The organism is Streptomyces sp. NPDC055025 (assembly GCF_053608565.1).
Map to the genome: position 1 here is coordinate 1 of NZ_JBSGVS010000043.1, position 26,062 is coordinate 26,062.

The window sequence follows — 26,062 nt, forward strand, 5'->3', positions numbered from 1 at the left end:
GGGCGGGCCCGGGGCGGCGATCCGGGCGGGGCCGGTGGCGCCCCCGTGGCCGCCTATGGCCGCCAGCTCACCTTGTGTTCCGAGAGATGGGCCAGGACCGCGTGGTTCGCTTCCCAGCCGTCCGGGAATTTCACCGTCACCCCGAGCTGGACCGGCTCGGTGGACGGGTGTTCGTCGAGGAGTTCGGCCACGCCCGCGCGGCAGACCACCACACAGGCGTGGCGGTGGCGGGAGGCGAGGACGCAGAGGCGCCCGGTCTCCAGATGGAAGGCCGTGGCGTCGGGGCGGCCGGAGAGCGGGTGGAGGACGACGGTGACATCGAACTCGCGGCCCTGGAGACGGTTCGCGGTGTCCACGGCCACCCCCGTCACCCCCAGTGCCGCGAGGGCCGCCCGCACCGCCGCCGCCTGGTCGCGGTGGGCCGTGCCGACCGCGATCCGGTCGGCGGTCACCGGCACCGGTCCGGCGGAGCGCTCGCTGGTCGCCACGCCCCCGCGGTCCAGCAGCCTGCGGACGACCAGGGCCACGGCCCGTACCGCCTCGGGGTCCGTACGGGGCGTACGCCGGGCGGGCAGCTCCAGCAGCCCCCAGCCCGACTCCGCCGCCTCGTCCAGCACCCGGTCGGGGCCCGAGCCGTCGGACGCCACCCCGAACGCGAGCCGCCGGTCGCCGTGGCCCGTGCCGCTGCGGAACCGGGTGTACGGATAGAACGCGTCCGACACCAGTGGCGCGGCCGACGCGGGCAGCCGCCAGGAGACGGGCAGCCGGTGCTGGGGCAGTTCGGGGTTGTGCGCCAGAAGGGTGGTGACGGCGCTCGCCGACGGGTCGTACGACAGCCCCGCCCACTGGTCGGCGCCCACCACGCTGAACGGGTCGAGCTGGCCCGGATCACCGACGAACAGCGCGTGCTCGAAGAGCCCGGCGACGGCGAGCAGCGCGTCCGAGCGCATTTGGTACGCCTCGTCGACGATGGCGTGCCGCCAGGGCTCGACGCCCTGCACATGGGCCCATTTCGCGGCGGTGGAGATGACGATGTCGAGGCCCGCCAGATCGGTGGCCTTCGCGGACTTCCGGACGTTCGCCAGCTCGTCCAGCGCCCTGTCGTACGGATCGGGGTCATTGCTGTGCAGCCGGCCGACCGGCAGCCCGGGATCCTTCTCCGCGAGCCGGACGACAAGATCGTCCACCTGGGCGTTCGTCTGCGCCACCACCATCAACGGGCGTCCGGCCGCGGCCAGTTCCCGCGCGGCCCGTACGACGAGCGTCGACTTGCCCGCCCCGGGCGGTGAGTCGACGACGACACCGCGGTGGGTGGCGCCCAGTGTGTCCCGCAGGATCGCGTCGGTGGCCCGGGTGGCGGCGGCGCCGGGGTCGAAGAGGGCGGAGTCCACGACAGGACGGGTCACAGTCACCGGATTCCTCCGGGGATGCCCCGCCCTTCAGCTTCAGGGCGGGGAGGAATCGGGCTCCTGCGGAGCAGGGCAGGGAAGGATGAATCGCCGTCAGCGCGATTCGGTGTCTGCCACGGGACCGCTGCGCCCGGCCTCAAGGCGGTGCAGGATCTCGGAATTGAGGGACCGCCGGGCGGACTTGGCCTGAGCGGCCAGCCACGTGTGGAGGTCTTCGGGGAGGCGGAGTGTGATGCGTACTTCATGATCCATGCTCCAAGGGTAGTGGTAGAATGGTGTCATGGCGACACCACAGGAAGCCGGAGACTCCGGGCGTGCCCGCTGGACCTTCCGTGTCCGGGTGTCGTCCACCGCCCTTACCGCGCTCATGGCGGAGTGGGACCGGTGCCGGTGGATCTGGAACGAGTGCTGTGCGAAGTCCAAGCGAATACATACCTGGAACAAGAACCGGCCCGAGGGAACGGACAGGCGGACCTGTGGCCCGGCTCAGCTCGACAAGATGCTGACCGAAGCCCGCACCAGCAACTCTTGGCTCCGCGAGGGCTCCAGCGTTCCGCAGCAGCAGTTGATACGTGACTTCGGCAAGTCTCGCGCCAAAGCCCAGAAGGACATCAAGGACCGGCTCCCGATGCGGCAGCGGGCCGGGATGCCGAAGTGCAAGAAGAAGCGCGAGGCACTGCCGAGCCTCAACTACACCAAGCGCGGTTTCCGTCTCAAGGACAGGAAGCTGTACCTGGCAGGCGGAATCGTTCTGATGGTGGTGTGGTCGCGCGAGCTGCCCGCCGACCCGTCCAGCGTCCGTCTCTATCAGGACAGCGTCGGGCACTGGTACTGCTCGTTCGTCGTCCCCGCCCAGGTGGAGCCCCTCCCGGCGACCGGGGCCGTGATCGGCATTGACTGGGGCGTGAAGGAGACCGCCACCACCACCTCCGACGACCACGACCTTCCCCATCCCGAGCACGGGAAGAAGGCCGCCCCGAAGCTGGCCCGCTACCAGCGGATGATGGCCCGAAGGAAGCCCCCAAAAGGCAAAAATGGCTCGAAAGGCTACAAGCAGGCCAAGCTGCAGACGGCGAAGCTCCACAAGAAGGTGGCCCGGCAGCGTCAGGACACCGGCCGCAAGTGGGCCAAGTCTGTGGTCCGCGACCACGACGCCCTGGCCGTCGAGGACTTCCGCCCGAAATTCCTCGCCAAAACCACCATGGCCCGCAAAGCAGCCGACGCCACGATCAGCGCGACCAAGACGGCCCTGACCGAGATGGGACGCAAGCACGGCCGTACCGTGCATCTGGTACACCCCGCGCACACCACCATGGACTGCGCACAGTGCGGAGCGAGAACCAAGCACGCACTACCTCTTTCAGAACGAACCTATACCTGCACCACGTGCGGAGCCGTATCCCCCAGGGACAAGAACTCCGCCCACGTGATGTTGGTCCGGGCTGGTCTCATCCCGGCTGGTGCTGACCGCGTAAGACCAGGTGGGGCGCTGCCCCATCCGGCAGCGTGAGCCAGAAATCCCCTCTCCTTCAGGGAGGGGAGGTTTCAAAGGAAGTCCTCCTCGGTCACCGGGTCCGGAGCCTGCCGCGGTGAGGCCGGGCCCGAAGGCGCGCCGGCCGCGCCAGCGGTCCCTTCCGGCACCGGAGGGCCGCCATGGGTCCAGGGCGTCTCCTCCGGGTCCGGCAGCTTCGGACCGCCGCGCTGCTCGTGCTCGAAGAGCGTCCAGGCGATCCGGTCGCCCTTGTCCGGCACGGACCCGGGCGCGGGCTCCTTGCTCCGGCCCATCCGGTCGGTCAGCCGCAGCACGAGCGTGCCGCCGTCCCCGGCCGGGGTCCCGCCGCCGTCCTCGGCCGCGGTCCCGTCCCCGGCCGTTCCGTCCTCGGCCGGGGTGCCGTCCTCGTACCGTACGAACTCCGCCGACTGCGGCTTGCCGTCCAGCGAGCGGAACACCTTCGTACGCTCGCCGAGATGCGGCCGGTCGTCCGTACGGACCGTGATCAGCGGGCGGGGGCTCGGGCGTCTGCTCTCGCTGTACTCCATCACCACCTCCGTCACCTCCCCGACGAACGCCTCGCCCGACAGCCTCCGCCCGGCGAGCACCAGCGGATCGTCGAGCGCCTCCGCCGCCTCCAACTGCGTCTGCGCCGTCTCGCGCGAGGCCAGCTTCTGCGCGGCGGTCACCGCGTCGTCGCGCCGGGGCTGCGGCGGCTCACCGGCGCGCACCCGGTCGCGATGGCCGGTGAACGACCAGCGGTCGCGCGTCCAGCGCTCCTCCACCCGCGCCCCTTCGGGCAGTTCACGCAGCAGGTCGAGGCCGTGCCACACCGCGTCCCAGCTCGGCCGCATGACGCCGAGGAGCAGCTCGCGGATGGTCCGCTCCGCGGCCGTGAGCCGGGCCAGCCGCCTCTCCGCGTCCGGTCCGTCCTCGGCCGCCCCCAGCTCCTGGCGGGCCCGGTCGTACCGCTCGACGGCGGGTGCCAGCAGTCTGTTGTCGAACGCCGGGTCCGTCGCGGGCCCGGCGGGCGGACACGTCAACTGCCCGTCCCTGTCCCGCTCCAGCTCCGCCCGGAGCGCCGCCTCGGCACCCGACAGCGTCCCGGGCGGATCGATCCAGGCCAGCAGCGCGCCGAGATGCTGATCCTCCAGGCCGGACTGCCCGGTCGCCCAGTGGCGGTTGAGCAGATCGGTCGTCGCGAGCAGCAGCGAGGAGCCCGGTACGCGGGCGCGCTCGCCGTAGTGCGTCAGCCAGCGGCCGAGCAGCGGTACGCGCGGCGGCGCGGGATACGGCGTGTCCGGGTCGTCCTCGGCGGTGCGCCGGAACCGCATCGACCGCCCCAGCAGCCGTACGAAATCGATACCGGGCCGGCTCGGCACGATCAACTGCGGTGCGTCCACGCACAGCTCGACCTCGACCTTGACCCGCTTCCCGGTCTCCGGGTCGGTCTCGTTGCGCTCGGCGGGCTCGATCACATCCGCGTACGTGTCGAGATACGGCAGCACGGCCTCGGCCAGCTCGCCGAGGAACGCGAACCGCAGATCGCGGTCGCGCGGCTGTGCGACGGTCAGCAGCCGCGGCGCGTCCCGGTCCGTGCCGACGAGCGCGCCGAGCGGTGCGCCCGCCTCGCCCGCGGTGGTCAACGGCACGAGGACGAGCGGCCGTTCACCGATCCGCCGATGCCGGACGGTGGTCAGCGGCTGGGCCCGCCCGCTCGCCACGGCCTCCAGCCGGGCGAGCGTACTGATCAGCGACATCAGCCCTCCGCCTCCGTACGGCCGGTGTCGGCCCGGTCCGCGTGAGTCCGGTCCGCGTGAGTCCCGTCGGCGTGGGTCCGGTCCGCGTCGCTTCCGTCCGCGCCGGTCCGGGCGGCGACGGATCCCGCCGGACCTCCCGGCCCCTCCGGATCCCCCGCCCGATCTCCCGCCGGGCCCGGCCGGCCCCCGGTATTCCCGGCGCCCGCCAGCGCCTCCGCCCGCAGCGTCGCCGCCCGGCGGAGCGCCGCGACCGTCGGATCGTCCGGGTCGCCCGAATCGCCGTGGGCGGCCGACAGCACCGCCGTGACCGTCGTCAGCGCGCCCAGTTCGCCCCGTACGCTGCGCCCCAGAGCCTCCACCGCGCCTCGCTCCCGGGCGCGGGAGCGGCAGTGGAAGGCCAGCTCGCAGGCGGCGAGACACTCGGGGGCATAGGCGGCGGTGACCGCGTCGACCGCGCTCGTCAGCTCGGCGCCGGAACAGCGGCCGAGGTCGAAGGTCATGCCCTCGGGGAGGGTGTCCGCGATGTCCTCGATCCGGGTCAGCCGGGTGAGCTGACGGCGCGTCACCGACAACTGCTTGCGTACGTCGACGACGGACGCGGCCGGCAGATTGGAGAAGTCCTTCGGGCAGACCAGCAGCACCTGATGGCCCACCTCCGCGCCCTCCGTACGGGCCGCGACCCGCTCCAGGGCCAGTACGTACACCGCGGCCTGCCGCGCCGCCGCGCCCACCTTGGAGGCGTCCGCCGAACCGTCGATCATCGGGAAGGACTTGATCTCCACGACCGTCCACCGGCCGTCGGGGCGCACCACCACCGCGTCCGGCTCCAGATACGCGGGCGAGCCCGCCACTTCGAGCGCCAGCAGCGGATGGTCGAGCAGCGCCCAGGTCCCGGCCGCCGTGGCCTCGCGCAGGGCCAGTGCCGTACGCGCCGTACGTCCCTCGGGGCCGGCCGCCGACAGATCGGGGACGGAGACCTCACCGGGCGCGGGCGGCGGCTCCTGCCCGCCGAGCCGGTCCGTCAGCAGCCGCAGCAGCTCCGTACCGCCGTCGGCCTTGACCTTCGCCTCGAACGCGTTCCCGCGCATGAACGCGAACTGGGACTGTCCGAACGGCGCGGGGGAACCCAGCGCCGTGGCGAGCGCCGCCTTGTCGACACCGGCGCCGTCCAGCAGGGCCCGCCGCCGGCAGCCGGGGTTCGCCGCGAGGGCGGCCAGCGCGCGGGCGTCGAGCGGATGCGGCGCGACAGCGGGGCCGCGCAGCTCAGCGAGCCGTCGCCGGAGTGTCGTCTGCGGAGGAGGTGCCGGAGGTGCTGCCACGGGTCCGCCGCCCAGGGATTCGGTCACCCGCGGAAGTCTCGCATCCACCGCTGACAATCGGGGATGCGCGGGGCCGCGGAGCGGGCCGCCCGGGGATACGGGTGCCCTTCGGCGAGTGATCCGGCGAGGCGGTCGACGGGAGCGCGTGCGAGGAGACGGGCTCGGGTGCCGGCTCGGGAGCGGGCTCGGGTGTCGGCTCGGAAGAGGGGGAGGGAAGGGGCGCGGGAGCGCGCGAGGGAGCCGGTGGTTTTCCGAGGCGGGCCGCCACCGCCGCCCGCAGCCGGTCCGCCGCCCGTATCGCGGGCCCTGTCAGCAGCGCCCCCACCGCCATCACCAGCGCGCCCGCGACCGCGTCCAGGAAGTAGTGGTTCGCCGTTCCCATCACCACCACGGTGATGACGGCCGGATAGAGGGCGCCCAGCCACCGCACCAGCGGCGTACGCGCGTGCCGCCACAGCAGCACCCCGCACCACAGGGCCCAGCCGACATGCAGGCTCGGCATCGCGGCGAACTGGTTGGTCATCTCCCCCAGACCGCGTGGCGCGCTCGCCTCGCCGCCCCACCAGCCGTACTCGCTGTACTGCGCCATGGTGTCGACGAAGCCGTGACGCGCGTCCAGCAGCCGGGGCGGGCTGGTGGGCAGCAGGGTGAAGCCGACCAGACCGAGCAGGGTGGAGATCGTGAGCCAGCTCCGCGCGGCCCGGTAATGCGTGGAGCGGCGGCGGAAGATCCAGACGAGAACGGCCGGCGTGACCAGATAGTGGAGCGAGGCGTAGACGAAGTCGGCGGGGACGGCGAGCGCCGGAGTGGCGGTGAAGAGCCGGTTGAGCGGGTGCTCGGCGTTCAGGAAGAGGGCCTTCTCGACCCGGAGGATCGCCAGCCCGTGGTCGACGGCCGCCGACCCGTCGTCGCGGGCCAGCAGCCGTCCCGCCGAATACGCGGCGTAGATCAGGACGACGAGCGTAAGCTCCGCCCACCAGCGGGGCCGGACACCCGGCTGACGCGTGGCGCCGACGCGGGCGCTGGCTGTGGCGCGGGCGGCGGCACTGTGCGGCATGCGGGCGGTCTCCATCGTCTTTTCATGCGGTTTTTGGCCGGTGTTCAACCGTACGGTGTACGTCACCCTTTTCCTCGACCGGGTGCACCACCGAACTTCCGTTCGGAGGAATCACGGCCAACGGAGAGAGGGACGCCCCTGTCCCCCTGGAGGTTGCCCTTCGTTCAGGTACGGGATGATGGAGCGGCACCGGTTGTGAACTTCAGGGAGAGCCTCCATGGCACCGCGCATCCTTCTCGCCCGGCACGGCCAGACGGCCTGGTCGCTTTCCGGCCGCCACACCGGCAGGACGGACATACCCCTGCTCGACGAGGGCCGCCGGGGCGCGAAACTGCTGGGTGAGCGGCTGCACCGGGCGCCCTGGTCGGGCCTCGCGGAGGTGGAGATACGGACCAGTCCGCTGGTGCGCGCGAGCGAGACCTGCGCGCTGGCGGGCTTCGGTGACCGGGCCGAGGAGTGGGACGCGCTGATGGAGTTCGACTACGGCGCGTACGAGGGCATGACACCGGCCGAGATCAGGTCGGCCCGGCCCGACTGGTTCATCTGGCGGGACGGCGTCCCCGACGGCGAGAGCCTGGCGGAGGTCTCGGCCCGCGCGGACGAGGCCGTGGCCTGGGCGCGCTCGGCCGACCGCGATGTGCTGGTCTTCGCCCACGGCCACATCCTGCGCGCGATAGGCGCGCGCTGGCTGGGCGAGGACATCTCTTTCGCGGCGCGTATCCGGCTCGACCCGACGTCGGTGTCGGTGCTCGGCTGGGCCTACGGACTCCCGGCGGTCGAGGTCTGGAACGACACGGGACACCTGGTGGGCTGAGACGCCGGGGGTACGGGCGCGTGTCCGTCACCCGTCGCCCGCCACCCCGTTTCCACCGGTTTTCGTCGTCCTACGCGTCGCCCCGCGCGCGGTCGTCCCGGTCCCGCGCGCCGTCTTCGTCGTCCTACGTGTCGTCCCGCGTGTCGTCCTACGCGCGGGCGGTCGTCGCGCTGTGGCGGTCCAGGAAGGCGCCGACCTCCGGCAGCCGGCGCCGGGGCAGCAGCACCCGGGCCGTGGTCGCGAGTCTCGTGTGGATACGGGACGACTGGACCCCGTCCAGCAGATCCAGCACCTGGTGGCCCGCCACCGCCGCCGCGTCGGGTGAGCCCGCGCGGGCCAGGTCGGTGGACAGCTCCGCGCGGTAGAGGGCGAGGTTACGGGCGAAGTGCGGATCCTGGAGGACCGTGGCGCGGTACGCGTGGCGCGCCGCCCGCGCCCAGTCGCCGAGCGCCTCGTGGCAGAGCGCCTCCTGCGACGCCAGCTCGGGTTCGCCGAAGAAGGACATCCACTCGGGGTCCGCGTCCGAGGGACCGCGCTCGAAGAGGCCGTGCGCCAGCGCCAGCGCCCGCTCACAGCTCCCGCGGTCGCCGAGCCCGGCCCAGCCGCCCGCCTCGCGCAGGGCGAGCAGCGACAGCAGCCGGGGCGAGGCGAGCCGGGCCGCGGCGCGGGTGCCCGCCTGCGCGGCGCGCACCGCCTCGCGGCACCGGCCCGCGTCCCTGGCCAGGAAGGACATGTTGCAGAAGGCGTGCGCCTCCAGCGCGGGATCGGCCGCGACCCGTGAGGTCGCCAGCGCCTCCGCGTAGTGCGAGCGCGCGTCGTCGAACCGGCCGGAGTCATGGGCGAGCCAGCCCACCGAGATCGACAGCTCGCCCGCCCCCGAGTGCAGCCGGTCGACGGTGGTCCTGCGGGTGGCCGCGCCCGAGTCGAGCAGCCCGTACGCGGCGCGCAGCGGCCGGGTGGCCTGCCGGTAGAGCCCTTCGGCGCCATGGCGGTCGTCGAGCAGCCGGATCCGCCGTACGGCCTCCTCGACGGCGGCCACCTCGGCCTCGCCGACCCGGCGCGGGGCGGGCACGGCCGCGGCGGGCGCACCGCCCAGACCGAGGGACGCGGCCATCACCGTGACGGGGGCGCTCGTCATGAATGCGCGACGCAGCACGTCGCTCTCCTCACTGGTGTCACTGGTATCGCCGGTAGTACTGGCACTGGTCGCACCGGTCGCACGGGTGTCGCTGACCGGCGTCGGGGGCGGGGACGGTGGCTGAGGTGGTGGCGGTGGCGGGGACGGCGGCGGTTCCGCCGGCGTCCGGGCCGCTCTGCCGCGTACCTCTTCCCGCGCCGAGAAGCCCAGGTCCTTCAGGGTCAGCCCCGGGAACATATGCAGGAAGACCCGTTCGTACGCGTAGTTGGGGCAGCGGATCTCACCCGCCTCCACCCGTCCCACATAGCGCGCGTCGCAGGCGACATGTTCACCGATCTCCCGGGCGGCCCGGCGTACGGCGGCGGCGAACTCCGCCGGCGAGCGCTGCGCGCGCAGCCCGCGGAAGGCACGGTTGGGAACTGCCCGGGACGACGCCATGACCGAGCCCTCTCCTGGTACGGCGATGGAGCCGCCGGTCTGCTCCGGCACCTCCGGCGGAGCAAGAACGTACCGGTTGTGATGGGTCGTACACACAGGGTTTGCACGCAAACCGGATATCTCGCCCGTGATCTGCTATGAACTGCCATCCTTTGCGGCGGCGTGCCGCCGTAGCCGTTGACGCCGTCCGGCGTTGAACCCCCCGGAGGCGCTCAAGGCGCCTGCGCTCGACGAGGAGGGGTTCCCTTGTTGGAGTCTCAGCACACGACCGGCCAGGAGTTCGGCGCGCGTCCCGGGGACGCGGGGGAGCCCTGCGACCTGGTGACCGTTCCGGCCCGGCAGGGGCTCGAAGCGGTGGACATCCTGCGGCGGGGAGGTGCTCCCTCGGTGGGGCCCGTGCTCCATGACGCTCCCTGCGACACCCTCGGCTTTCTGGTGCCGCCGGGCACCGCGGCGGGCTGGGACATGCCGGGCAGCGCGTGTACGCAGACACATGGCCGCGATCTGTCTCTCCCGGCGGAACCGCCGGTCACGGGCTCGAACTGGCTGCTGCCCCCCGACGCCACCGGCTCGGTCACGGATCCCGAGGTGCTCAGGGAGGCGCTGGGCCAGGCGGCGAGACTGATCGAGGCGGTGGACCGATGCCGCTGACGGGCCGCCCTGATAGCTGACGGTGCGCCCCCGATAATGGGCGGGTGGCGAGAAACAGGCGTGGTGCGGCGGGATCGGCGGAGACGGCCGTGGCGGAGGCCGTCGACGGGGGAAGCGCCGAGCTGATACCCGACCGGGAGCGGCCACGCGCCTGGTCGCTGCTGATCGACGGCGCCCCGCAGTCCCATGTCGACCTCGACGACCCCACCCGTCTCTCCTTCGAGTACCAGCGCAGACTCGGCCATGTCGCCGATCTCGTGGCACCCGCGGGCCGGCCCCTCCAGGTCGTCCATCTCGGCGGCGGTGCGTTCACCCTCGCCCGCTATGTCGCCGCCACCCGCCCCCGCTCCACCCAGCAGATCGTCGAAGTGGACGCGGCGCTGGTCCGGTTCGTCCGTACGCGGCTTCCGCTGGACCCCGGCGCCCGGATACGTGTCCGCTCCGCCGACGCCCGTGCCGGGCTCGCCAAGGTGCCGGACGGCTGGGCGGATCTGGTGATCGCCGATGTGTTCAGCGGCGCCCGCACCCCCGCGCATCTCACCAGCGCGGAATTCCTTCTGGAGGTACGGCGGGCCCTGCGCCCGGACGGCTGCTACGCCGCCAATCTCGCCGACGGACCGCCGCTCGCCCATCTGCGCGGGCAGATCGCCACCGCCGCGACCGCCTTCGCGCGGCTCGCGCTCGCCGCCGATCCGACCGTGCTGCGCGGACGCCGCTTCGGCAATGCCGTACTGCTCGCCTCCGACCGTGAGCTGCCCGTCGCCGAGCTGACCCGCAGGGTCGCGAGCGATCCGCACCCGGGGCGGGTCGAACACGGGCGCGCGCTCGCCGACTTCACGGGCGGGGCGCCCGCCGTCACCGACGCGAGCGCCAAGCCGTCGCCGCCGCCTCCGGCCGACGCCTTCACCACCTGACGGGCGCCCACCGCGGCAGACTCAGCGCCGCGGCAGAGACTCAGCGTCGCGACGGACTCAGCGCCGCGGCAGAGACTGAGCGCCGCGACAGGCTCAGCGGTCGTCGAACTGGACCATCGGCGGATGGCCGTTCCAGGTGCAGAAGACCGAGACCTCCCGGCCGTTCTGGGTGAAGGTGACCCGGATCCAGCTCGGCTGCGTCCACACCTGCATCTGCCAGCCCGCGTCCGGGGTCGCCGAGACCAGTTCCGCCGAGACGTCGCCGATGTCGAAGGCGACCCGGCCGCCGTCGACCGTATAGCTCTTCACCCGCCCGGAAGCGGGCGGTTCCGCGTCGCCGTCCGCGCCGCCCTGGGCCGGCTCTCCCGACGAGGCGTACGGCGACGGCCGGTGCTCTCCGCCCGGTGCCGCCGCGCCCGCGCCGGCCCCCGCGTCCCCGCCCGCGCCCGCGCTCGTGCCCGTACCCGTGTCCATGCCCGTAGCGGCTTCCGTGCCCGCGGATCTCACCGGACGGCTCGGTTTCGCGGACGGGCTCGGGGGCCGCTGGGTGGAGGAGGCGACCGGACTGGGCAGCGGCGCCGCCCAGTTGTCCGCGGGGAGCGCGAGCGCGCGCGGCGGGTCGTAGGCCGTGCCGGCCATGACCGTACGGACGCCCCACCACGTGAGCGTGACCGCCGCCCCGGTGGCGAGCGACCAGGCCATCGCGTGTACGAGTCCTCTGCGCATCCGGGCCATAGTGCCGCACCCGGCGACACCCGCGCCAGACAACTCCCCTGTCACACAGGCCCCCTGGGTCACCGGCGGGGAACGGACCGCAGGGACCCGCCTCCCCGCGTTCCCCGGATGGCGTACGGTGCCGCCCATGCCCAGTGTGCTCGTGGTCGAGGACGACCAGTTCGTACGCTCCGCCCTCATCAGGCATCTGACCGAGGCCTCCCACACCGTACGGAGCGTCGGAACGGCCCTGGAGGCGCTGCGCGAAGTGGCCCATTTCCGGTTCGACGTGGTCATACTCGATCTCGGGCTGCCCGATCTCGACGGCGCCGAGGCGCTGAAGATGCTGCGCGGCATCACCGACGTACCGGTGATCATCGCCACCGCGCGGGACGACGAGACGGAGATCGTACGGCTGCTCAACGACGGCGCCGACGACTATCTCACCAAGCCGTTCTCGGTGGAGCATCTCTCGGCCAGGATGGCGGCCGTACTGCGCCGCTCGCGCGCCGGTGCCGACGAGGCCACGCCGTCGCGCGTCATCCGGGTCGGCGGGCTCTCCATCGACCCGCTGCGCCGCCAGGCCGAGCTGGACGGGAACCGGCTGGATCTGACCCGGCGGGAGTTCGACCTGCTGACCTTTCTCGCCGGGCGCCCGGGAGTGGTCGTACCGCGCAAGGAACTGCTCGCCGAGGTCTGGCAGCAGTCGTACGGCGACGACCAGACCATAGACGTCCATCTCTCCTGGCTGCGGCGCAAGCTCGGGGAGACGGCGGCCAGGCCGCGCTATCTGCACACCCTGCGGGGCGTCGGGGTGAAGCTGGAGCCGCCGAAATGAGATGGGCCCTGGTCAAGGTGGCGCTGGCCGTCACCGTGATGGTCGTCGTGGCCTTCGCCGTACCGCTGGGGCTGGTCATCAAGGAGATGGCCAGGGACCGGGCCTTCAGCAACGCCGAGCGGCAGGCCGCCGCCATCGGCCCGACCCTCTCCATCACCACCGACCGCGCGGAACTGGAACGGGCCGTCGCCTCCACGCTGGCCGGTGCCTACGGACGGATGGCCGTGCATGTCCCGGCCGCGGGCGCCGACGAGCCGGACGGTCCGCCGCTGGAGATCGGTACGCGCCGGGCGGCCGACGAGGATCTGCGGACCGTCCGGCGGCTGGGCCGCGCCTCCATCGCCGAGGTCCCGGGCGGATTCGCGCTGCTCCAGCCGACCGCGCTCAGCCAGGCGAGGATCGCGATCGTCGAGATCTTCGTGCCCGACGACGAGGTCTCCAACGGGGTCACCACCGCCTGGCTGGTGCTCGCGGGGGTGGGGCTCGCCCTGGTGGTCGGCTCGGTCGCGGTCGCCGACCGGCTCGGACTGCGGATGGTCGAACCGGCGCAGCGCCTCGCGTACGCGGCGCACGCGCTGGGCGAGGGAAAGCTCGGCGCGCGCGTCCCGGAGGAGGGACCGCCCGAACTGCGCTCCGCCGCCGTCGCGTTCAACTCGATGGCCGACCAGGTCGTCCAGCTCCTCGCCAACGAGCGGGAACTCGCCGCCGATCTCTCGCACCGGCTGCGCACCCCGCTCACCGTGCTGCGTCTCAACGCCGCCTCGCTGGGCGAGGGCCCGGCCGCCGACCAGACCAGGGCCGCGGTGGCCCAGCTGGAGCGCGAGGTCGACACGATCATCCGTACCGCCCGCGAGGCCAAGCCCCAGACGGTGGCGGCCGGCCCCGCCGGGGGCTGTGACGTCTCCGAGGTCGTCCGGGAGCGGATGGACTTCTGGTCCGCGCTGGCCGAGGACGAGGGCCGTACGGCACGGGTCGCGGGGATCGGCGGACCGGTACGCATCCCGGTGGTCAGGGCCGAACTGGCCGCCGCGCTCGACGCGTTGCTCGGCAATGTCTTCCGTCACACACCGGAGGGCACGGCCTTCGCCGTCGATGTGCACAACGGCGAGGACGCCGTGATCGTGCTGGTCTCGGACGCGGGACCCGGTATCGCCGATCCCCGGGCGGCGCTGGCGCGGGGCAACAGCGGCGGCCGGGACGGTTCGACCGGTCTGGGCCTGGACATTGTGCGCAGGGTCGCCGAGTCGACGGGCGGGGACGTACGGATCGGCCGCTCGGTGCTCGGCGGGACCGAGGTGCGGATCTGGATCGGGCTGGACGGCTGGCGGTCCCCGGACGCCCCTCGCGGCCACCGCCTCGGCCGCCGCAAGCGTCCGGCACAGGGCCGCAGGACGGCGGACGTCTGAGACCCGGCCGGTCTCCGGGGACCCGGCCGGCCTCCGGGACGCGGGCCGGGGCCGAACCTTTGAGGCGCCGAACCTTTAATCGGCCCCGATGCGTTCCTTAAGCGTGCCCTAAGAACCGCGACACCTGTCCGGTACAGCCCATTTGTCCGTCCCGGGACGGCTAGCGTTCTGTTCTGGCTGCCCCACCAGCCGCCCCCCGCCGCCCCGGCCGGACCGACCCCCCACCCACTCCGGCCGGGGCTCGGGCGCATGGAGAGGGCCCCTGACACGCGCGTACGGAGAAGGCCCTCTGACGCGCGCGTACGGAGAAGGCCCTCTGACGCGCGCGTACGGAGAAGACCCGGCGGGCGGCGGTCCCGCGGGCCGCGTCAGCCGACCGGGACCTCCGGCAGTACGCCCGTACCGGCCAGCCGGGCGTACCAGAGCGCGCTCGACTTCGGCGTACGGCGCTGGGTCTCGTAGTCCACGTGCACCGCGCCGAAGCGCTTGCCGTAGCCGTACGCCCACTCGAAGTTGTCCAGCAGGGACCAGAGGAAGTAGCCGCGGACATCGGCGCCGTCGCCGATCGCCCGCCGGACCGCGGCGAGATGGCCGTGCAGATAGCGGATCCGGTCCGGGTCGTGGACCGTACCGTCCGCGCCGGGCCTGTCCGCGTACGCGGCGCCGTTCTCGGTGACCATCAGCGGCAGCCCCGGCGCCTCGCGCGTGTACCGCATCAGCAGGTCGTACAGCCCGCTCGGATCCACCGACCAGCCCATCTCGGTGAGTTCACCGGGCGGCTGGTGGAAGGCGACGGAGTCGGCGCCCGGCCAGGGCGAGTGCTCGCTCTCGCCATGGCCGTCGTGACGGCCGGCGAACTCGTCCGTGGCGGCCGAGACCACCGCGGGCGCGTAGTAGTTGATGCCCAGCGAGTCCAGCGGCTGCCGGATCGTGGCCGGGTCGGTGTCGCGGACGAAGGACCAGTCGGTGATCCGCGCGGTGTCCGCGAAGAGATCCTCGGGGTACGCGCCGCCCAGCATCGGACCGGTGAAGATCCGGTTCGCGAGCGCGTCGATACGGCGCCGTGCGTCCAGGTCCGCGGGCGCCGGCGTACGGGCCCGTACGGCCGACGGGTTGAGGCTCACCGACAGCAGTCCGTTCGCCGGGAGCACGGAGCGCAGGGCCTGTGCGGCCAGACCGTGGCCGAGGTTGAGGTGGTGCGCCGCGCGCAGCGCCGCCGCCGGGTCCGTACGGCCCGGGGCGTGCACCCCGGACGCGTACCCCAGGAAGGCGCTGCACCAGGGCTCGTTGAGGGTGCTCCAGCGCCGTACCCGGTCGCCGAGCGCCTCGCCGACGTACCGCGCGTACTCCGCGAAGCGGTAGGCCGTCTCGCGCTCGGGCCAGCCGCCCGCCGCCTCCAGTTCCTGCGGCAGATCCCAGTGGTAGAGGGTGAGGACGGGCTCGATGCCGTGGCCGAGCAGATCGTCGACCAGCGCGCGGTAGAAGTCGAGACCGCGCTGGATGGCGGGACCGCGCCCGGTGGGCTGGACACGCGGCCAGGAGACCGAGAAGCGGTACGCGTTCACGCCCAGGTCCGCCATCAGCCGGACGTCCTCGGCCCTGCGGTGGAAGTGGTCGACGGCGATGTCGCCGGTGTGGCCCTGCGCGACCTTGCCGGGCGTATGGCTGAAGGTGTCCCAGATGGACGGCGTACGGCCGTCCTCCCGGGCCGCGCCCTCGATCTGGTACGCGGCGGTGGCGGTGCCCCACAGGAAGCCGGGCGGAAAGGTGTCGGACATGAGCAGCTCCCGTTGCCGTAGGTGTGAGAGGGACGAGTGGTATCGGGGCGGTACGGGCGGTACGGGTGGTACGAGGGCCCTCGACGGGGGCGGGGGGCGGGGACGGGACGGGCGGGACCGGCGCGGGCGGCCGAGGGCGGCCCATCAGCCGTCGGGCGGCCGGGCACCCCGGGCCGGGGGTCCGAGGCCGGGGGCCCGGGGCTCGGAGCGGGTGCCAGGGGCTCCGGGGCCCGAGCCCGGAGGCGGGCGCTGGGCCCCTGCCCCGTACGACGGGACGGCGGCCGGGCCCGGCACCCGACTGCCCGGCCGTCGCGACCGGGACCCGGGACCCGGGCGCCGGGCGGGTGCTCGTGCCCGATGCGTCCTCGGCCGGGCCTCGACGCGGACCCTCGACGCGGACCCTCGACGCGGACCCCTGACACGGACCCCGACGCGGTGGCAGGCGCCTGCGGGCCCGGCTCAGCCCTTGACCGCGCCCTGCATGATCCCGCCGACGATATGCCTGCCGAAGATCACGAAGGCGAGCAGCAGCGGCAGTGTGCCCAGCAGCGCGCCCGCCATGATCACCGACTGGTCGGGGATATAGCCCCGGCCGAGCCCCGTCAGCGCCACCTGCACGGTGGGATTGCCGTTCTGCGTCAGTGCGATGATCGGCCAGAAGAAGTCGTTCCAGGCCATCACGAAGGTCAGCATCCCCAGCACGGCCATCGCGGGCCGCGCCGCCGGGAAGACCACGTGCCACACCACCCGCCAGCTGCTCGCGCCGTCCACCCGGGCGGCCTCGATCAGCTCGGTGGGCAGCGCCCCGATCAGATACTGCCGCATGAAGAACACCCCGAAGGCGCTGACCAGGGTGGGCAGGATGACGGACTGGAGCTGGTCGGTCCAGGACAGCTCGGCGATCAGCATGTACAGCGGTACGACGCTGAGCTGCGGCGGCACCATCATCGTGCCGATCACCAGCAGCAGAAGCAGATTCTGGAAGCGGAAGCGCAGTTTGGCGAAGGCGAATCCGGCGAGGGTGGAGAAGAGCACCGTGCCCGCCGCGATCGCGCCCGCGACCACGGTCGTGTTGAGCAGGGCCGTGCCCATATTGGCGTCGGTCCAGGCGATCTCCAGATTTTTGAAGAGGTTTCCGCCGAACCAGAACGGCGGGGGAGTCTGGGCGAGCCGGGTGTTGTTGCGGGAGGCCGCGATCGCCGTCCACACCAGCGGGAAGAGCGAGCCGACCGTGAAGAGGATCAGTACGGCGTAGGTGATCCGCCCGCCGTGGAGCTGCCGGCCCGCGCCGCGCTTTTCGGGCCGTGAGCGGCGCCACCCCGGCCCGCCCCGCTCTGTGCCGGCCGGCTGACCGGAGGATGCCCGCGGATCCGTGAGTGTCTGCGAAGTCGTCGACATGGGTCCCCCTACGCGCTCTTGCGGAGACGGCGGCCGATGACCCAGTTCACCGCGCCGATGATCAGCAGGATCAGGAACATCGTCCAGGCGATCGCCGAGGCCCGGCCGAGATGGAGATTCACCCAGCCCTGTTCGTACAGATAGAGCCCGAGCGTCTGGAACTGGTGACTGGCCCCGCCCGTCGCGCCCGCGCCGCCGTTGAAGAGCAGCGGCTCGCCGAAGAGCTGTGTCGCGCCGATCGTCGAGACCACACAGGTGAACAGGATCGTCGGCCGCAGCGACGGCACGGTCACATGGATGAACTGCTGCCAGCGCGAGGCCCCGTCCAGGGCCGCCGACTCGTACAGATCGTTGGGGATGGCCTGCATCGCCGCCAGATAGATCAGCGCGTTGTAGCCGGTCCAGCGCCAGATGACGATGGTGGAGACCGCGAACTGCGAGGTCCAGGTGCCGTTCTGCCAGTCGACGGCATCGATGCCGATCTGACCGAGCAGCCAGTTGATCATTCCGTAGTCACGGCCGAAGAGCAGGACGAAGACCAGCGTCGCGGCGGCCACCGAGGTGGCGTACGGGGTGAGTACGGCGACCCGGAAGAACATCGAGCCGCGCAGCCGGTAGTTGAGGAGATGCGCGATGCCCAGCGCGATCAGAAGCTGGGGGACGGTGGAGATCACCCCGATGGTGACGGTGTTCTGGAGCGCGTTCCAGAAGAACTCGTCACCGAGCAGCCGGGAGAAGTTCCGCAGCCCCACCCACTCCATGTCGGTGGGCGCGGTCAGCTCCACCCGGTGCAGGGAGGCCCAGCCGGTGTAGAGCAGCGGGAAGAGCCCGAAGGCCATGAAGAAGACGAAGAACGGGGCGACGAAGGCGTAGGGACTCCAGCGCACATCGCGGCGGTACCAGCGGCTGCGCCGCTCACGGCGCCGCTCCTCGCGCGGGTCCTCGTGCGCGTCCTGGCGTACGTCGTGCTTCTCGCCGCGGCGCCCGTCGCCCGGGGCGTCGTGGTGCGGGTCGCCGTACGGGTCGTGGTGCGGGCCGGCCGTCCCGCCGCCCGCGGCGGGCGCGTCCGGCGCCGGGGCCGCGCCCTCCTCCTCGGAGGGCGCGGCGGCACGTGCGTCACTGGGCATCGGTCACTGGTCCAGCGCGTTGTCGATCGCCTTCACGGCGGCGTTCCAGCCGTCCTTGGAGGACGTGCCCTTCTGGTCGACCTGGAGCATGCCGATGTCGGCCAGGTTCTGCGCGATGATCAGGTCCTTCGGCCCGACGATCTGGACCGGTACGCCCTTGGCCGCCGCGGAGAAGATCTCACCGATGGGGGCGTTGTCGAAGTACTCGTGCTTGGCGCCCGACACGGCCGGCAGGCTGTACGCGGCCTGGGAGCTGGGGAAGCTGCCACGCTCGGCGAAGAGCGTGGCCTGCTGTTCGGGTGCGGTCAGCCAGGCCACGAGTTTGGCCGCGGCTTCCTTGTTCTTGCTCGCCTCGGGCACCGTGAGGAAGGAGCCGCCCCAGTTGCTGGGCTTGGGCGCGGCGGCCACGTCCCACTTGCCCTTGCCCGCCTCCCCGCCCTTGTCCTGGATATAACCCAGCATCCAGGCCGGGCAGGAGACGGTGGCGAAGGTGCCGTTCGCGAATCCCTGGTCCCAGCCGGGGGTGAACTGCTGGAGTTTGGCGGTCAGTCCGGCGCTCGCGAACTCGGCCGCGGTGTCCCAGGCCTGGCGCACGGCCGGGTTGGTCTTGTAGATGACCTTGCCGTCCTGGTCGTAGAAACGGTTGGCGTTGCCGCCGGTGATGGCGGCCATCACACCGCTCGCCGAGTCCACGAAGGCCGTGCCCTTGGGCGCCTTCGTCTTGAACTGCTTCCCGGTGTCGAGGTACTTGCCCCAGTCGCCCGCCCACAGCTTGCCGACCGCCTCACGGTCGGTGGGCAGGCCCGCCGCGGCGAAGAGGTCCTTGCGGTAGCAGATGCCCTGCGGCCCGATGTCGGTGCCGAGCGCGATGGTCTTGCCGGCCGTGGTGGTGGCCTGCGACCACTTCCACGGCAGGAAGCTGTCCTTCTGCACGCCCTCGGTCTTCCCGAGGTCCACGAGCTTGTCGCCCTGGGTGGCGGTGATCTCCGCGATGTTGTTGACCTCGACGGCCTGGACATCGGCGAGCCCGCTGCCGCTCCCGAGGTGGGTGAGGAGCTGCGGATAGTAGTTCTCGTTGCGCTCGATCGAGGTCTGCTTGATGACCACGTCCTTGTTGAGCTTCATGTACTGGTCGTAGAGCCCGGCCTCCTTGAGGCCGAAGGCCCCGAAGACCCCCACCGTGATCGTGGTCTTGCCCTTGCCGCCGACGCCTCCGCCCGGGGCGCTGCCGGAGGGGTCGTCGGTGTCCTCCGCGCAGCCGGCCAGGATTCCGGCGCCGAGCGCGGCGACGGCCGCGAGGACCACCACCCGGCGGGACGAGCGAGTACGTGTGCGCATTACGTCCTCCTAATGCACCGCACCGACATGCCGGGCTCCGGCCAACTGCTCCGTAAGGCTCGGCAGTTGGGCGGATCCGGTGCGGTCGGGATACGTGCGGGGCAGATATGGGTCGGGTACGGTGGGAGCGCTCCCATGTGTGATGTGTTGAAGCGTCGCGGGTCCCCGTAGGGGTGTCAAGGGACCGGGCGGCGAGAGGTGGCTCGTTTATCCGTTTGTTGGGTCGCGCCATGGGGGGCGGGTGGCGGATTCGTTGGGGGAGGCAGGGATGGCGTCTCAGGAAGCCCCGGGAGTCCGGGGGACGGACGGAGCCCAGGGGGCCCGGCGGGTACGGGAGACGCGGGTACGGGAGCCAGGAGGGACGCGGGACGAGGAGCGGGCACGCGGGACGGACGAGGAGCGGGCACGCAGGACACCGGAGACCGCGCCCCAGGCTCTCCAGGCGCGCGGGCGCGGCGGCAAGCTGCCCACGCTCGAAGAGGTGGCCGCGCGGGCCGGGGTCGGCCGCGGCACGGTCTCCCGGGTGATCAACGGCTCCCCGAGGGTGAGCGAGCGGGCCAGAGCCGTGGTCGAGGCGGCCGTCGCCGAGCTGGGGTACGTACCGAACCGCGCGGCCCGCGCCCTCGCCGCCAATCGCGCCGACGCGATCGCCCTGGTGGTGCCGGAGCCCGAGGCGCGGTTCTTCGCCGAACCGTACTTCTCCGACATCGTCAGCGGCGTCGGCGAGGCCCTCGCCGAGACGGGGATGCAACTGCTGCTCACCTTCGCGGGCGGCGCCCGCGAGCGACGGCGCCTCGCCCAGTATCTGGCCGCGCACCGCGCCGACGGGGCGCTGCTGGTCTCGGTCCACGCGGACGATCCGCTGCCGGAGCTGCTCACCCAGCTCGGTATCCCGACGGTCATCAGCGGCCGGCGCTCGGCGGCCGAACCGCTGCCCGCGGTCGACTCCGACAACGCCGAGGGCGCCCGTACGGCCGTCGCCCATCTTCTCGCCCGGGGCCGCCGCACCATCGCGACCATCACCGGCCGCTTGGAGGTGTACGGCGCGGCCTGCCGTCTCGACGGCTACCGCCGGGCCCTCACGGACGCCGGACAGACCCTGGACGGGGGACTGACGGCCGTGGCCGACTTCACCGAGGACGGCGGTCGCCGCGCCATGCGGGAGCTGCTCGCCCGCCGCCCCGACCTGGACGCGGTCTTCGCCGCCTCGGACGTCATGGCGGCCGGCGCCCGCCAGACCCTCCGCGCGGCCGGCCGCCGTATCCCGGACGACGTGGCCCTGATCGGCTTCGACGACTCGGCCATCGCCCGCCATATGGACCCGCCGCTGACCAGCGTCCGCCAGCCGATCGAGGAGATGGGCCGCGCGATGGCCCGTCTGGTCCTCATGGAGATCGCCACCCGCCCGGACCCGGCCCCGGCTCCGGCGCCCCCGCACCAGATCCTGCTCCCCACCCAGCTGATCATCCGGGCCTCGTCCTGACGAGGCCTCGTCGCCTGGCCGTCCGGCCGTCCGGCCAGTCGTTCCCGGCTCCGTACCGCGCGAGAACATGAAGAAGGCCCGGTCCGCTTTCACGGACCGGGCCTTGACCACTCAGGGTGAGTAACGGGACTCGAACCCGCGACATCCTGGACCACAACCAGGTGCTCTACCAGCTGAGCTATACCCACCACGACCGGTCGTTTCCGACCGGCCGAGAAAAAGTGTACAGGGTCCGCGAGGGTGCTCGCGCCCGCTATTCGTGCGGGGTGGCGGGGACGCCTCCCAGGGGTGGCGGGGGCGGCCCGGCGTGCGGGGGTGGTGGCCCCGGGCGGGGGCGTGGTGGCCCGGGGTGGGGCTGTCGCGCTATCGCGCGTGGAGTACGTGCTTGGCCGCGATCTGCTTGGCCGTGTCGGAGTCCGGGCCCGGCGCCGGTACGAAGACCGCCTCGCGGTAGTAGCGCAGCTCGGCGATGGACTCGCGGATATCGGCGAGCGCGCGGTGGTTGCCGGCCTTCTCCGGGCTGTTGAAGTACGCCCGCGGGTACCAGCGGCGGGCCAGCTCCTTGACCGAGGAGACATCCACGATGCGGTAGTGGAGGTAGCCCTCCAGGGTCGGCATGTCGCGCAGCAGGAAGCCGCGGTCGGTGCCGACCGTGTTCCCGCACAGCGGAGCCTTGCCGGGCTCCTTGACATGCTTGCGTACATACGCGAGGACCTGCTCCTCGGCGGCGGCGAGCGTCGTACCGCCCGCCAGCTCGTCGAGGAGTCCCGAGGTGGTGTGCATCTGCCGCACCACCTCGGGCATGGTCTCCAGCGCTCCGTCCGGCGGGCGGATCACGATGTCCACCCCTTCACCGAGCACGTTCAGCTCCGAGTCGGTGACCAGGGCGGCCACCTCGATGAGTGCGTCGTCCGTCAGCGAGAGCCCGGTCATCTCGCAGTCGATCCACACCATGCGGTCGTTCATACGCCTTACCCTACGGGGCGCTCCGCTGGCCGGGCAGACTCGGACGGCCCGGACCTGTCGCGTATACGTCGGAACCCGGCTTCCCGTGCTCCTGCACCGCCGACGACGCGGTCGCCTGGCCCGGTACGCCGGCGGCCGCGGCCGCCCGTCTGGCGTGTACCGAGACCTGGGCCGGCACGACCGACTCCAGGACCCCCGGCGCCATCGGCTCGCCCTGCGGGCGCCTGGCCCGGTAGGCGGACCTGTAGGCCGCGGGGGAGGAGCCGAGCTGGCGCCGGAAGTGGCCGCGCAGCGCCACCGGTGAGCGGAAGCCGCAGCGGCCGGCGACCTCGTCGACGGAGTAGTCGGAGGTCTCCAGCAGCCGCTGTGCCTGGAGCACCCGCTGGGTGATCAGCCACTGGAGCGGCGCGCTTCCGGTCAGCGAACGGAACCGCCGGTCGAACGTACGGCGGCTCATGTACGCGCGGGCCGCGAGCGTCTCCACGTCGAACTGCTCGTGGAGATGCTCCAGCGCCCAGGCCACGACCTCGGCGAGCGGGTCGGAGCCGATCTCCTCCGGTAAAGACCTGTCCAGATAGCGCTCCTGACCGCCACTGCGCCGTGGCGGTACGACGAGTCTGCGGGCGAGCGCGCCCGCGGCCTCCGCGCCGTGATCCGTCCGGACTATATGCAGACACAGATCGATTCCGGCCGCCGTACCCGCCGACGTCAGCACATCGCCGTCGTCGACGAACAGCTCACGCGGATCCACATGCACGGACGGATAGCGCTTGGCGAGCGTCGGCGCGTACATCCAGTGTGTGGTGGCCGGGCGGCCGTCCAGCAGACCGGCCGCGGCGAGCACGAACGCGCCGGTGCACAGACCGACGATTCTCGCGCCCTCCTCGTGCGCCCGGCGCAGCGCGTCCAGCGCTTCCGGTGGTGGCGGCGATGTGATCGACCGCCATGCCGGCACGACCACGGTGCCCGCCCTGCTGATCGCCTCCAGACCGTACGGCGCGCTGAGTTCGAGCCCGCCGGTGGTGCGCAGCGGTCCGTCCTCCCCGGCACACACGAGCAGGCGGTAGCGGGGAACCCCGGCGTCCTGGCGGTCGATTCCGAACACCGAGAGCGGAATTGAGCTCTCGAAGATGGGGCCACCGCTGAAGAGCAGCACGGCGACGACTTCTCGTCGGCGACGCCCGGAAAGCTTCCGTGCTGACTCCGGTGCGGCAATGGAGTCCTGGCTCATGGCGCTAAGCCCCCCTCGGTGTTCGCGTCTCCCCGTTCTTGTCGGGCCTCTCGCTCCTGCACGATTCCCCTCGGTTTTGCACGGGTCCCCAGCCTTCGATACTCATGATCGAATCTACTGTGTCCCGTGGTGCCGGCGTGACAAGTTCTCCATCCGGCGCTATGTCGACAAGGCAACTTGGCGCGAAGCATTCGATCACGAAGCGTTCCACTCGGGAGCCGAGAGTGGAAGTGGGCCTCACGTGCATGGCCCGTCCCCGTAGGGTGCGGACGACTGGGTCGGTCCTTTCTTCCCTGGTGGCAAGGGGGTTGGCAGGCCATTTCCCCAGGGGTTCTCTCCCGGTGTGAAGTTGGCCGAAAAGCGATGGGTGCGTCTGTGCGAAGCTTTCAATCTCCCGGCGCACTACCTTCATGCGCGCGCGAGCCTCGATGCGCCCCCCGACCGCCCGAGGACCGTCGGCTTCCGGACGTTCCGTACGTTCCGTACATCCTTGCCCCGTTCCTCGTCGTCCCGCTCGCCTTTCCTCCCGCGCCCGCCCGGCCTTCCGCGGCCGCTTCCGGCCCGGCTCCCGCGCCGGGCCGCGGCTGTTCCCCCATCTTCGCCTCCGCCGCCCGCGGTTGGGCGACGGGGGACCCGGAGCGGTGCAGCAGCAGCCGGCAGACCGCCGCCACGGCGGCGAGTCCGAGCGTGGTGACGATCGTGCCACCGAAGGACGTTCCGTACACGGTGAGGACCAGCGGGACCAGCAGACAACTCAACGACGCCCAGCGGACGACCTCTCCCGCCGGATCTTCCGACGGCGCCCGCGCGGTGTCCCCGGCGGGGTCCCGGTACGGCTCCCGGCGCGGCTCCCCGTGCGGGGCGCCGGACGGCTCCACGGACTTCCGCGCCGCCCGGTGCGACGGCGGCCCCGCGGCCGGTTCGACGGCCTGCCGCGCGGGCGGCCGGGCGCCGGGTGCGGCGGATCCGCCGCCCGCCGGGACCGCCCCGCCCGGCGCCGGGATCGCGCGGAGCGACTTCCGCGCCGCCCGCGCGTCGCGACACGGAGCGTCCGGAGTGGCCTGAGCGGTCGGTGATGCGGGCACGGCTGCTCCCTCGAAGTGACGATATGACCGATGGCCAACGAGGAGCGGAGCCCTCCGGTCACTCCTCGGACAACTGTAGGGGCCATCCGGCATTGCGATCCCGAGCGGCCTCGTGCATGCTCCCTGGAACGCCGCGTGTGGGGCGGCGGGCTCTGGGCATGAGAAGAGTGTCGCCGTACCCTTATGGGTACGGATTGGGAAGATGATTCCCGGACACGGCACCACCCACCACGCCCATTGTTGTCCCTTCCCAAGAGGACCTCTTTAGCCGAGACGCCATGGCTGGTCACGAAATCCCCGAACCCGCAGACCGCAAGCGGGTGGCCGACCCTCTGTCGGACCTGCGAGCGGCGGAACAGACCCATGCATCCTGCGATCCCGCCTTCCGCCACGGAGTGGTGGTCGGCTTCGACGGCTCGACATCCAGTGAGCGGGCGCTCGCGTACGCCATCGGTATGGCCAAGCGACTGAGCTCCGGCCTGATCATCGTCCATGTCGCCAACCGGCTCCCGACCACGGTCTGGGCGGGCTGCGAACCCCCGGTCTTCGTGGACGTACCGGACCACCGCACCGAGGTGCTCGGTCTCGAACTGGCCTGCGCGGACTACCTCGCCGAGGTGCCGTGGATCCTGGTCGAGCGCGGCGGTGACATCTGCCATGAACTCGAAGAGGTCGGCGAGGAGTATTCGGCCGACGCGATCGTCGTGGGCTCCACGCACGGCATCGTCGGGCGGATCTTCGGCTCGGTGGCGGGACGGCTCGCGCGCCGTGCGCAGCGGCCCGTCGTGGTGATTCCCTGACGGTCGGGCCCGGTCCGGTCCGGCCGTTCCCGGTCGGCCGTTCCCCTCGGGCCGGAGCCGACCGGCCCTCGGGCCTCAGGTCCGGCGTGGCGCGTGGTGCGGTCCGGCTTTGCCCATCCGCGCTTCACACCGGCTGACTTAGTGTCAACTCCCTTGCGCCCAACGTGAATTTACTCACGCGTAGAGGTGAATCGTGCGCTTGTGAAGGGTACATAACGGCCGCTGGGACACACCACACCCGCACATCATGAAGGGAGCCCGCCGTGGACAACGACGTCTCTGCGGGAAGCACCACTTCGACTTCGGTTCTCGGCCATCTCGCGCTCGGACTCACCCTGCTCGCCTTCGGCATCGGCCACACCGCCGTCATCGACGGAGCGACGGCGGCCGACGCCGTCCCGCTCGCGCTGTACGTCGGCGGTGTCGCGCTCTTCGTCGCCGGGCTGCTCGGATTCCGGTCGGGCGACTCATTCACCGGTACGGCCTTCGCGGGCCTCGGAGCCTTCTGGTTCACCTGGGGGACGGGCGTCGGCGATCAGATCTCCGCCGACGCGGCTGGCCTCTTCCTCCTCCTGTGGGCGCTGCTCGCGCTCAGCCTCACCCTTGGCGCGGCGGGCGCGGGGCCGCTGTTCCAGGGGGCGTACGGACTGCTCACCGTCGCACTGCTGCTGCTCGCCGTCGGACAGTTCGCCGAGAGCACGGGTCTCGCCAGGACAGGAGGCTGGATCGCCGCCGTGGCGGGTCTCGCCGCCTGGTACGGAGCGACGGCCGCGCTCGCCAAGTGGCCGACCGCGCTGCCGCGTCGTCGTGCTGCCGGCCGGGGGGTGACGGCCACCGGCTGAGGCAGCCGCGGGCCGGTGTCCGGGCAGCGCCGGCCCCTACCGGAGAGTGCCCCCAGCGCGCCGG

23 protein-coding genes and 1 tRNA gene are annotated in these 26,062 nt (G+C 72.2%); 9 read left to right on the forward strand and 15 right to left on the reverse strand.

Going from position 1 to position 26,062, the window contains the following annotated elements; genetic code table 11:
• Positions 1–53: 53 nt before the first annotated feature.
• Together ACWGDX_RS25135 and ACWGDX_RS25140 are read right to left on the reverse strand one after the other, a co-directional pair.
• Positions 54–1,406, reverse strand: coding sequence for an AAA family ATPase (locus tag ACWGDX_RS25135; RefSeq protein ID WP_453628962.1), 1,353 nt, complete (start codon positions 1,404–1,406; stop codon positions 54–56).
• Between the two features lie 96 nt (positions 1,407–1,502).
• Positions 1,503–1,661: an Arc family DNA-binding protein gene (locus ACWGDX_RS25140; protein WP_382852849.1), complete on the reverse strand. Its 159-nt coding sequence runs from the start codon at positions 1,659–1,661 to the stop codon at positions 1,503–1,505.
• Between the two features lie 28 nt (positions 1,662–1,689).
• Between ACWGDX_RS25140 and ACWGDX_RS25145 the strand changes: the two genes are divergently transcribed.
• Positions 1,690–2,919: an RNA-guided endonuclease InsQ/TnpB family protein gene (locus ACWGDX_RS25145; RefSeq protein WP_453628964.1), complete on the forward strand. Its 1,230-nt coding sequence runs from the start codon at positions 1,690–1,692 to the stop codon at positions 2,917–2,919.
• Between the two features lie 35 nt (positions 2,920–2,954).
• Here ACWGDX_RS25145 and ACWGDX_RS25150 read toward each other — a convergent pair whose 3' ends face one another.
• Genes ACWGDX_RS25150 through ACWGDX_RS25160 form a run of 3 tightly spaced genes read right to left on the reverse strand, consistent with a single transcriptional unit; the run spans position 2,955 to position 7,037 of the window.
• A complete protein-coding gene (locus tag ACWGDX_RS25150) occupies positions 2,955–4,661 on the reverse strand; it encodes a hypothetical protein (protein ID WP_453628966.1) in 1,707 nt (568 codons plus the stop codon).
• Positions 4,661–6,007 carry a hypothetical protein gene (locus tag ACWGDX_RS25155; protein ID WP_453628968.1) on the reverse strand — a complete coding sequence of 449 codons (1,347 nt, stop codon included), beginning with the start codon at positions 6,005–6,007 and terminating at the stop codon, positions 4,661–4,663. The genes ACWGDX_RS25150 and ACWGDX_RS25155 overlap by 1 nt, the downstream gene beginning before the upstream one ends.
• On the reverse strand, positions 5,925–7,037 hold the full coding sequence (locus tag ACWGDX_RS25160; protein WP_453628970.1) for a phosphatase PAP2 family protein: 1,113 nt from the start codon (positions 7,035–7,037) through the stop codon (positions 5,925–5,927). The genes ACWGDX_RS25155 and ACWGDX_RS25160 overlap by 83 nt, the downstream gene beginning before the upstream one ends.
• A 217-nt stretch (positions 7,038–7,254) precedes the next feature.
• On the opposite strand from ACWGDX_RS25160, the gene ACWGDX_RS25165 reads away from it, so the two are divergent.
• Positions 7,255–7,851: a histidine phosphatase family protein gene (locus ACWGDX_RS25165; protein WP_453628972.1), complete on the forward strand. Its 597-nt coding sequence runs from the start codon at positions 7,255–7,257 to the stop codon at positions 7,849–7,851.
• A gap of 148 nt (positions 7,852–7,999) precedes the next feature.
• Here the strand turns inward: ACWGDX_RS25165 and ACWGDX_RS25170 are convergent, their stop codons facing one another.
• Positions 8,000–9,427: a tetratricopeptide repeat protein gene (locus tag ACWGDX_RS25170; protein WP_453629070.1), complete on the reverse strand. Its 1,428-nt coding sequence runs from the start codon at positions 9,425–9,427 to the stop codon at positions 8,000–8,002.
• A 249-nt stretch (positions 9,428–9,676) separates the two neighbouring features.
• Between ACWGDX_RS25170 and ACWGDX_RS25175 the strand changes: the two genes are divergently transcribed.
• Both ACWGDX_RS25175 and ACWGDX_RS25180 read left to right on the forward strand, forming a co-directional pair.
• Positions 9,677–10,078: a hypothetical protein gene (locus ACWGDX_RS25175; protein WP_453628974.1), complete on the forward strand. Its 402-nt coding sequence runs from the start codon at positions 9,677–9,679 to the stop codon at positions 10,076–10,078.
• Positions 10,079–10,122: 44 nt separating this feature from the next.
• Positions 10,123–10,992, forward strand: a complete 870-nt coding sequence (locus tag ACWGDX_RS25180; RefSeq protein ID WP_453628976.1) for a spermidine synthase — start codon at positions 10,123–10,125, stop codon at positions 10,990–10,992.
• 93 nt (positions 10,993–11,085) lie between these two features.
• On the opposite strand, the gene ACWGDX_RS25185 is transcribed toward ACWGDX_RS25180, so the two are convergent.
• Positions 11,086–11,727, reverse strand: coding sequence for a hypothetical protein (locus ACWGDX_RS25185; RefSeq protein ID WP_453629072.1), 642 nt, complete (start codon positions 11,725–11,727; stop codon positions 11,086–11,088).
• Positions 11,728–11,854: 127 nt separating this feature from the next.
• Between ACWGDX_RS25185 and ACWGDX_RS25190 the strand changes: the two genes are divergently transcribed.
• Positions 11,855–12,544: a response regulator transcription factor gene (locus ACWGDX_RS25190; RefSeq protein ID WP_363079214.1), complete on the forward strand. Its 690-nt coding sequence runs from the start codon at positions 11,855–11,857 to the stop codon at positions 12,542–12,544.
• Entirely contained in the window at positions 12,541–13,950 is a 1,410-nt protein-coding gene (locus tag ACWGDX_RS25195) for a sensor histidine kinase (protein ID WP_453628978.1), read from the forward strand. Before ACWGDX_RS25190 ends, ACWGDX_RS25195 begins: the two co-directional genes overlap by 4 nt.
• Positions 13,951–14,318: 368 nt before the next feature.
• Here the strand turns inward: ACWGDX_RS25195 and ACWGDX_RS25200 are convergent, their stop codons facing one another.
• The 4 genes from ACWGDX_RS25200 to ACWGDX_RS25215 form a co-directional block, all read right to left on the reverse strand.
• Positions 14,319–15,728, reverse strand: a complete 1,410-nt coding sequence (locus ACWGDX_RS25200; RefSeq protein ID WP_453628980.1) for a GH1 family beta-glucosidase — start codon at positions 15,726–15,728, stop codon at positions 14,319–14,321.
• Between the two features lie 459 nt (positions 15,729–16,187).
• Complete coding sequence (locus ACWGDX_RS25205) at positions 16,188–17,126, reverse strand: carbohydrate ABC transporter permease (RefSeq protein ID WP_453628982.1); 939 nt, start codon at positions 17,124–17,126, stop codon at positions 16,188–16,190.
• A gap of 8 nt (positions 17,127–17,134) precedes the next feature.
• Positions 17,135–18,253, reverse strand: a complete 1,119-nt coding sequence (locus ACWGDX_RS25210; protein ID WP_453628984.1) for a carbohydrate ABC transporter permease — start codon at positions 18,251–18,253, stop codon at positions 17,135–17,137.
• A gap of 3 nt (positions 18,254–18,256) precedes the next feature.
• Complete coding sequence (locus tag ACWGDX_RS25215) at positions 18,257–19,591, reverse strand: ABC transporter substrate-binding protein (protein WP_363079219.1); 1,335 nt, start codon at positions 19,589–19,591, stop codon at positions 18,257–18,259.
• Between the two features lie 268 nt (positions 19,592–19,859).
• Between ACWGDX_RS25215 and ACWGDX_RS25220 the strand changes: the two genes are divergently transcribed.
• The gene (locus ACWGDX_RS25220; RefSeq protein ID WP_453628987.1) at positions 19,860–21,074 is read left to right on the forward strand and encodes a LacI family DNA-binding transcriptional regulator; all 1,215 of its coding nucleotides are present in this window, start codon (positions 19,860–19,862) and stop codon (positions 21,072–21,074) included.
• Positions 21,075–21,189: 115 nt separating this feature from the next.
• Here ACWGDX_RS25220 and ACWGDX_RS25225 read toward each other — a convergent pair.
• The 4 genes from ACWGDX_RS25225 to ACWGDX_RS25240 form a co-directional block, all read right to left on the reverse strand.
• Positions 21,190–21,262: transfer RNA gene (locus tag ACWGDX_RS25225), tRNA-His, on the reverse strand.
• Between the two features lie 175 nt (positions 21,263–21,437).
• Positions 21,438–22,040 (reverse strand): oligoribonuclease, encoded by a 603-nt coding sequence (orn, locus tag ACWGDX_RS25230; RefSeq protein ID WP_363079220.1) that lies wholly within the window; start codon positions 22,038–22,040, stop codon positions 21,438–21,440.
• Between the two features lie 10 nt (positions 22,041–22,050).
• Entirely contained in the window at positions 22,051–23,271 is a 1,221-nt protein-coding gene (locus ACWGDX_RS25235; protein ID WP_453628990.1) for a GlxA family transcriptional regulator, read from the reverse strand.
• A gap of 386 nt (positions 23,272–23,657) precedes the next feature.
• The gene (locus ACWGDX_RS25240; protein ID WP_453628992.1) at positions 23,658–24,356 is read right to left on the reverse strand and encodes a hypothetical protein; all 699 of its coding nucleotides are present in this window, start codon (positions 24,354–24,356) and stop codon (positions 23,658–23,660) included.
• A 278-nt stretch (positions 24,357–24,634) separates the two neighbouring features.
• Between ACWGDX_RS25240 and ACWGDX_RS25245 the strand changes: the two genes are divergently transcribed.
• Together ACWGDX_RS25245 and ACWGDX_RS25250 are read left to right on the forward strand one after the other, a co-directional pair.
• A complete protein-coding gene (locus tag ACWGDX_RS25245) occupies positions 24,635–25,156 on the forward strand; it encodes a universal stress protein (RefSeq protein ID WP_363086269.1) in 522 nt (173 codons plus the stop codon).
• A gap of 263 nt (positions 25,157–25,419) precedes the next feature.
• A complete protein-coding gene (locus ACWGDX_RS25250; RefSeq protein ID WP_453628994.1) occupies positions 25,420–25,998 on the forward strand; it encodes an acetate uptake transporter in 579 nt (192 codons plus the stop codon).
• The last annotated feature ends 64 nt before the right edge of the window (positions 25,999–26,062 follow it).

Coding starts and splice junctions, on each gene's coding strand:
- ACWGDX_RS25210 (WP_453628984.1), bottom strand. CDS start 18,253: ATGCCCAGTGACGCACGTGCCGCCGCGCCCTCCGAGGAGGAGGGCGCG.
- ACWGDX_RS25205 (WP_453628982.1), bottom strand. CDS start 17,126: ATGTCGACGACTTCGCAGACACTCACGGATCCGCGGGCATCCTCCGGT.
- ACWGDX_RS25170 (WP_453629070.1), bottom strand. CDS start 9,427: ATGGCGTCGTCCCGGGCAGTTCCCAACCGTGCCTTCCGCGGGCTGCGC.
- ACWGDX_RS25150 (WP_453628966.1), bottom strand. CDS start 4,661: ATGTCGCTGATCAGTACGCTCGCCCGGCTGGAGGCCGTGGCGAGCGGG.
- ACWGDX_RS25200 (WP_453628980.1), bottom strand. CDS start 15,728: ATGTCCGACACCTTTCCGCCCGGCTTCCTGTGGGGCACCGCCACCGCC.
- ACWGDX_RS25190 (WP_363079214.1), top strand. CDS start 11,855: ATGCCCAGTGTGCTCGTGGTCGAGGACGACCAGTTCGTACGCTCCGCC.
- ACWGDX_RS25145 (WP_453628964.1), top strand. CDS start 1,690: ATGGCGACACCACAGGAAGCCGGAGACTCCGGGCGTGCCCGCTGGACC.
- ACWGDX_RS25195 (WP_453628978.1), top strand. CDS start 12,541: ATGAGATGGGCCCTGGTCAAGGTGGCGCTGGCCGTCACCGTGATGGTC.
- ACWGDX_RS25165 (WP_453628972.1), top strand. CDS start 7,255: ATGGCACCGCGCATCCTTCTCGCCCGGCACGGCCAGACGGCCTGGTCG.
- ACWGDX_RS25245 (WP_363086269.1), top strand. CDS start 24,635: ATGGCTGGTCACGAAATCCCCGAACCCGCAGACCGCAAGCGGGTGGCC.
- ACWGDX_RS25185 (WP_453629072.1), bottom strand. CDS start 11,727: ATGGCCCGGATGCGCAGAGGACTCGTACACGCGATGGCCTGGTCGCTC.
- ACWGDX_RS25215 (WP_363079219.1), bottom strand. CDS start 19,591: ATGCGCACACGTACTCGCTCGTCCCGCCGGGTGGTGGTCCTCGCGGCC.
- ACWGDX_RS25235 (WP_453628990.1), bottom strand. CDS start 23,271: ATGAGCCAGGACTCCATTGCCGCACCGGAGTCAGCACGGAAGCTTTCC.
- orn (WP_363079220.1), bottom strand. CDS start 22,040: ATGAACGACCGCATGGTGTGGATCGACTGCGAGATGACCGGGCTCTCG.
- ACWGDX_RS25160 (WP_453628970.1), bottom strand. CDS start 7,037: ATGCCGCACAGTGCCGCCGCCCGCGCCACAGCCAGCGCCCGCGTCGGC.
- ACWGDX_RS25140 (WP_382852849.1), bottom strand. CDS start 1,661: ATGGATCATGAAGTACGCATCACACTCCGCCTCCCCGAAGACCTCCAC.
- ACWGDX_RS25220 (WP_453628987.1), top strand. CDS start 19,860: ATGGCGTCTCAGGAAGCCCCGGGAGTCCGGGGGACGGACGGAGCCCAG.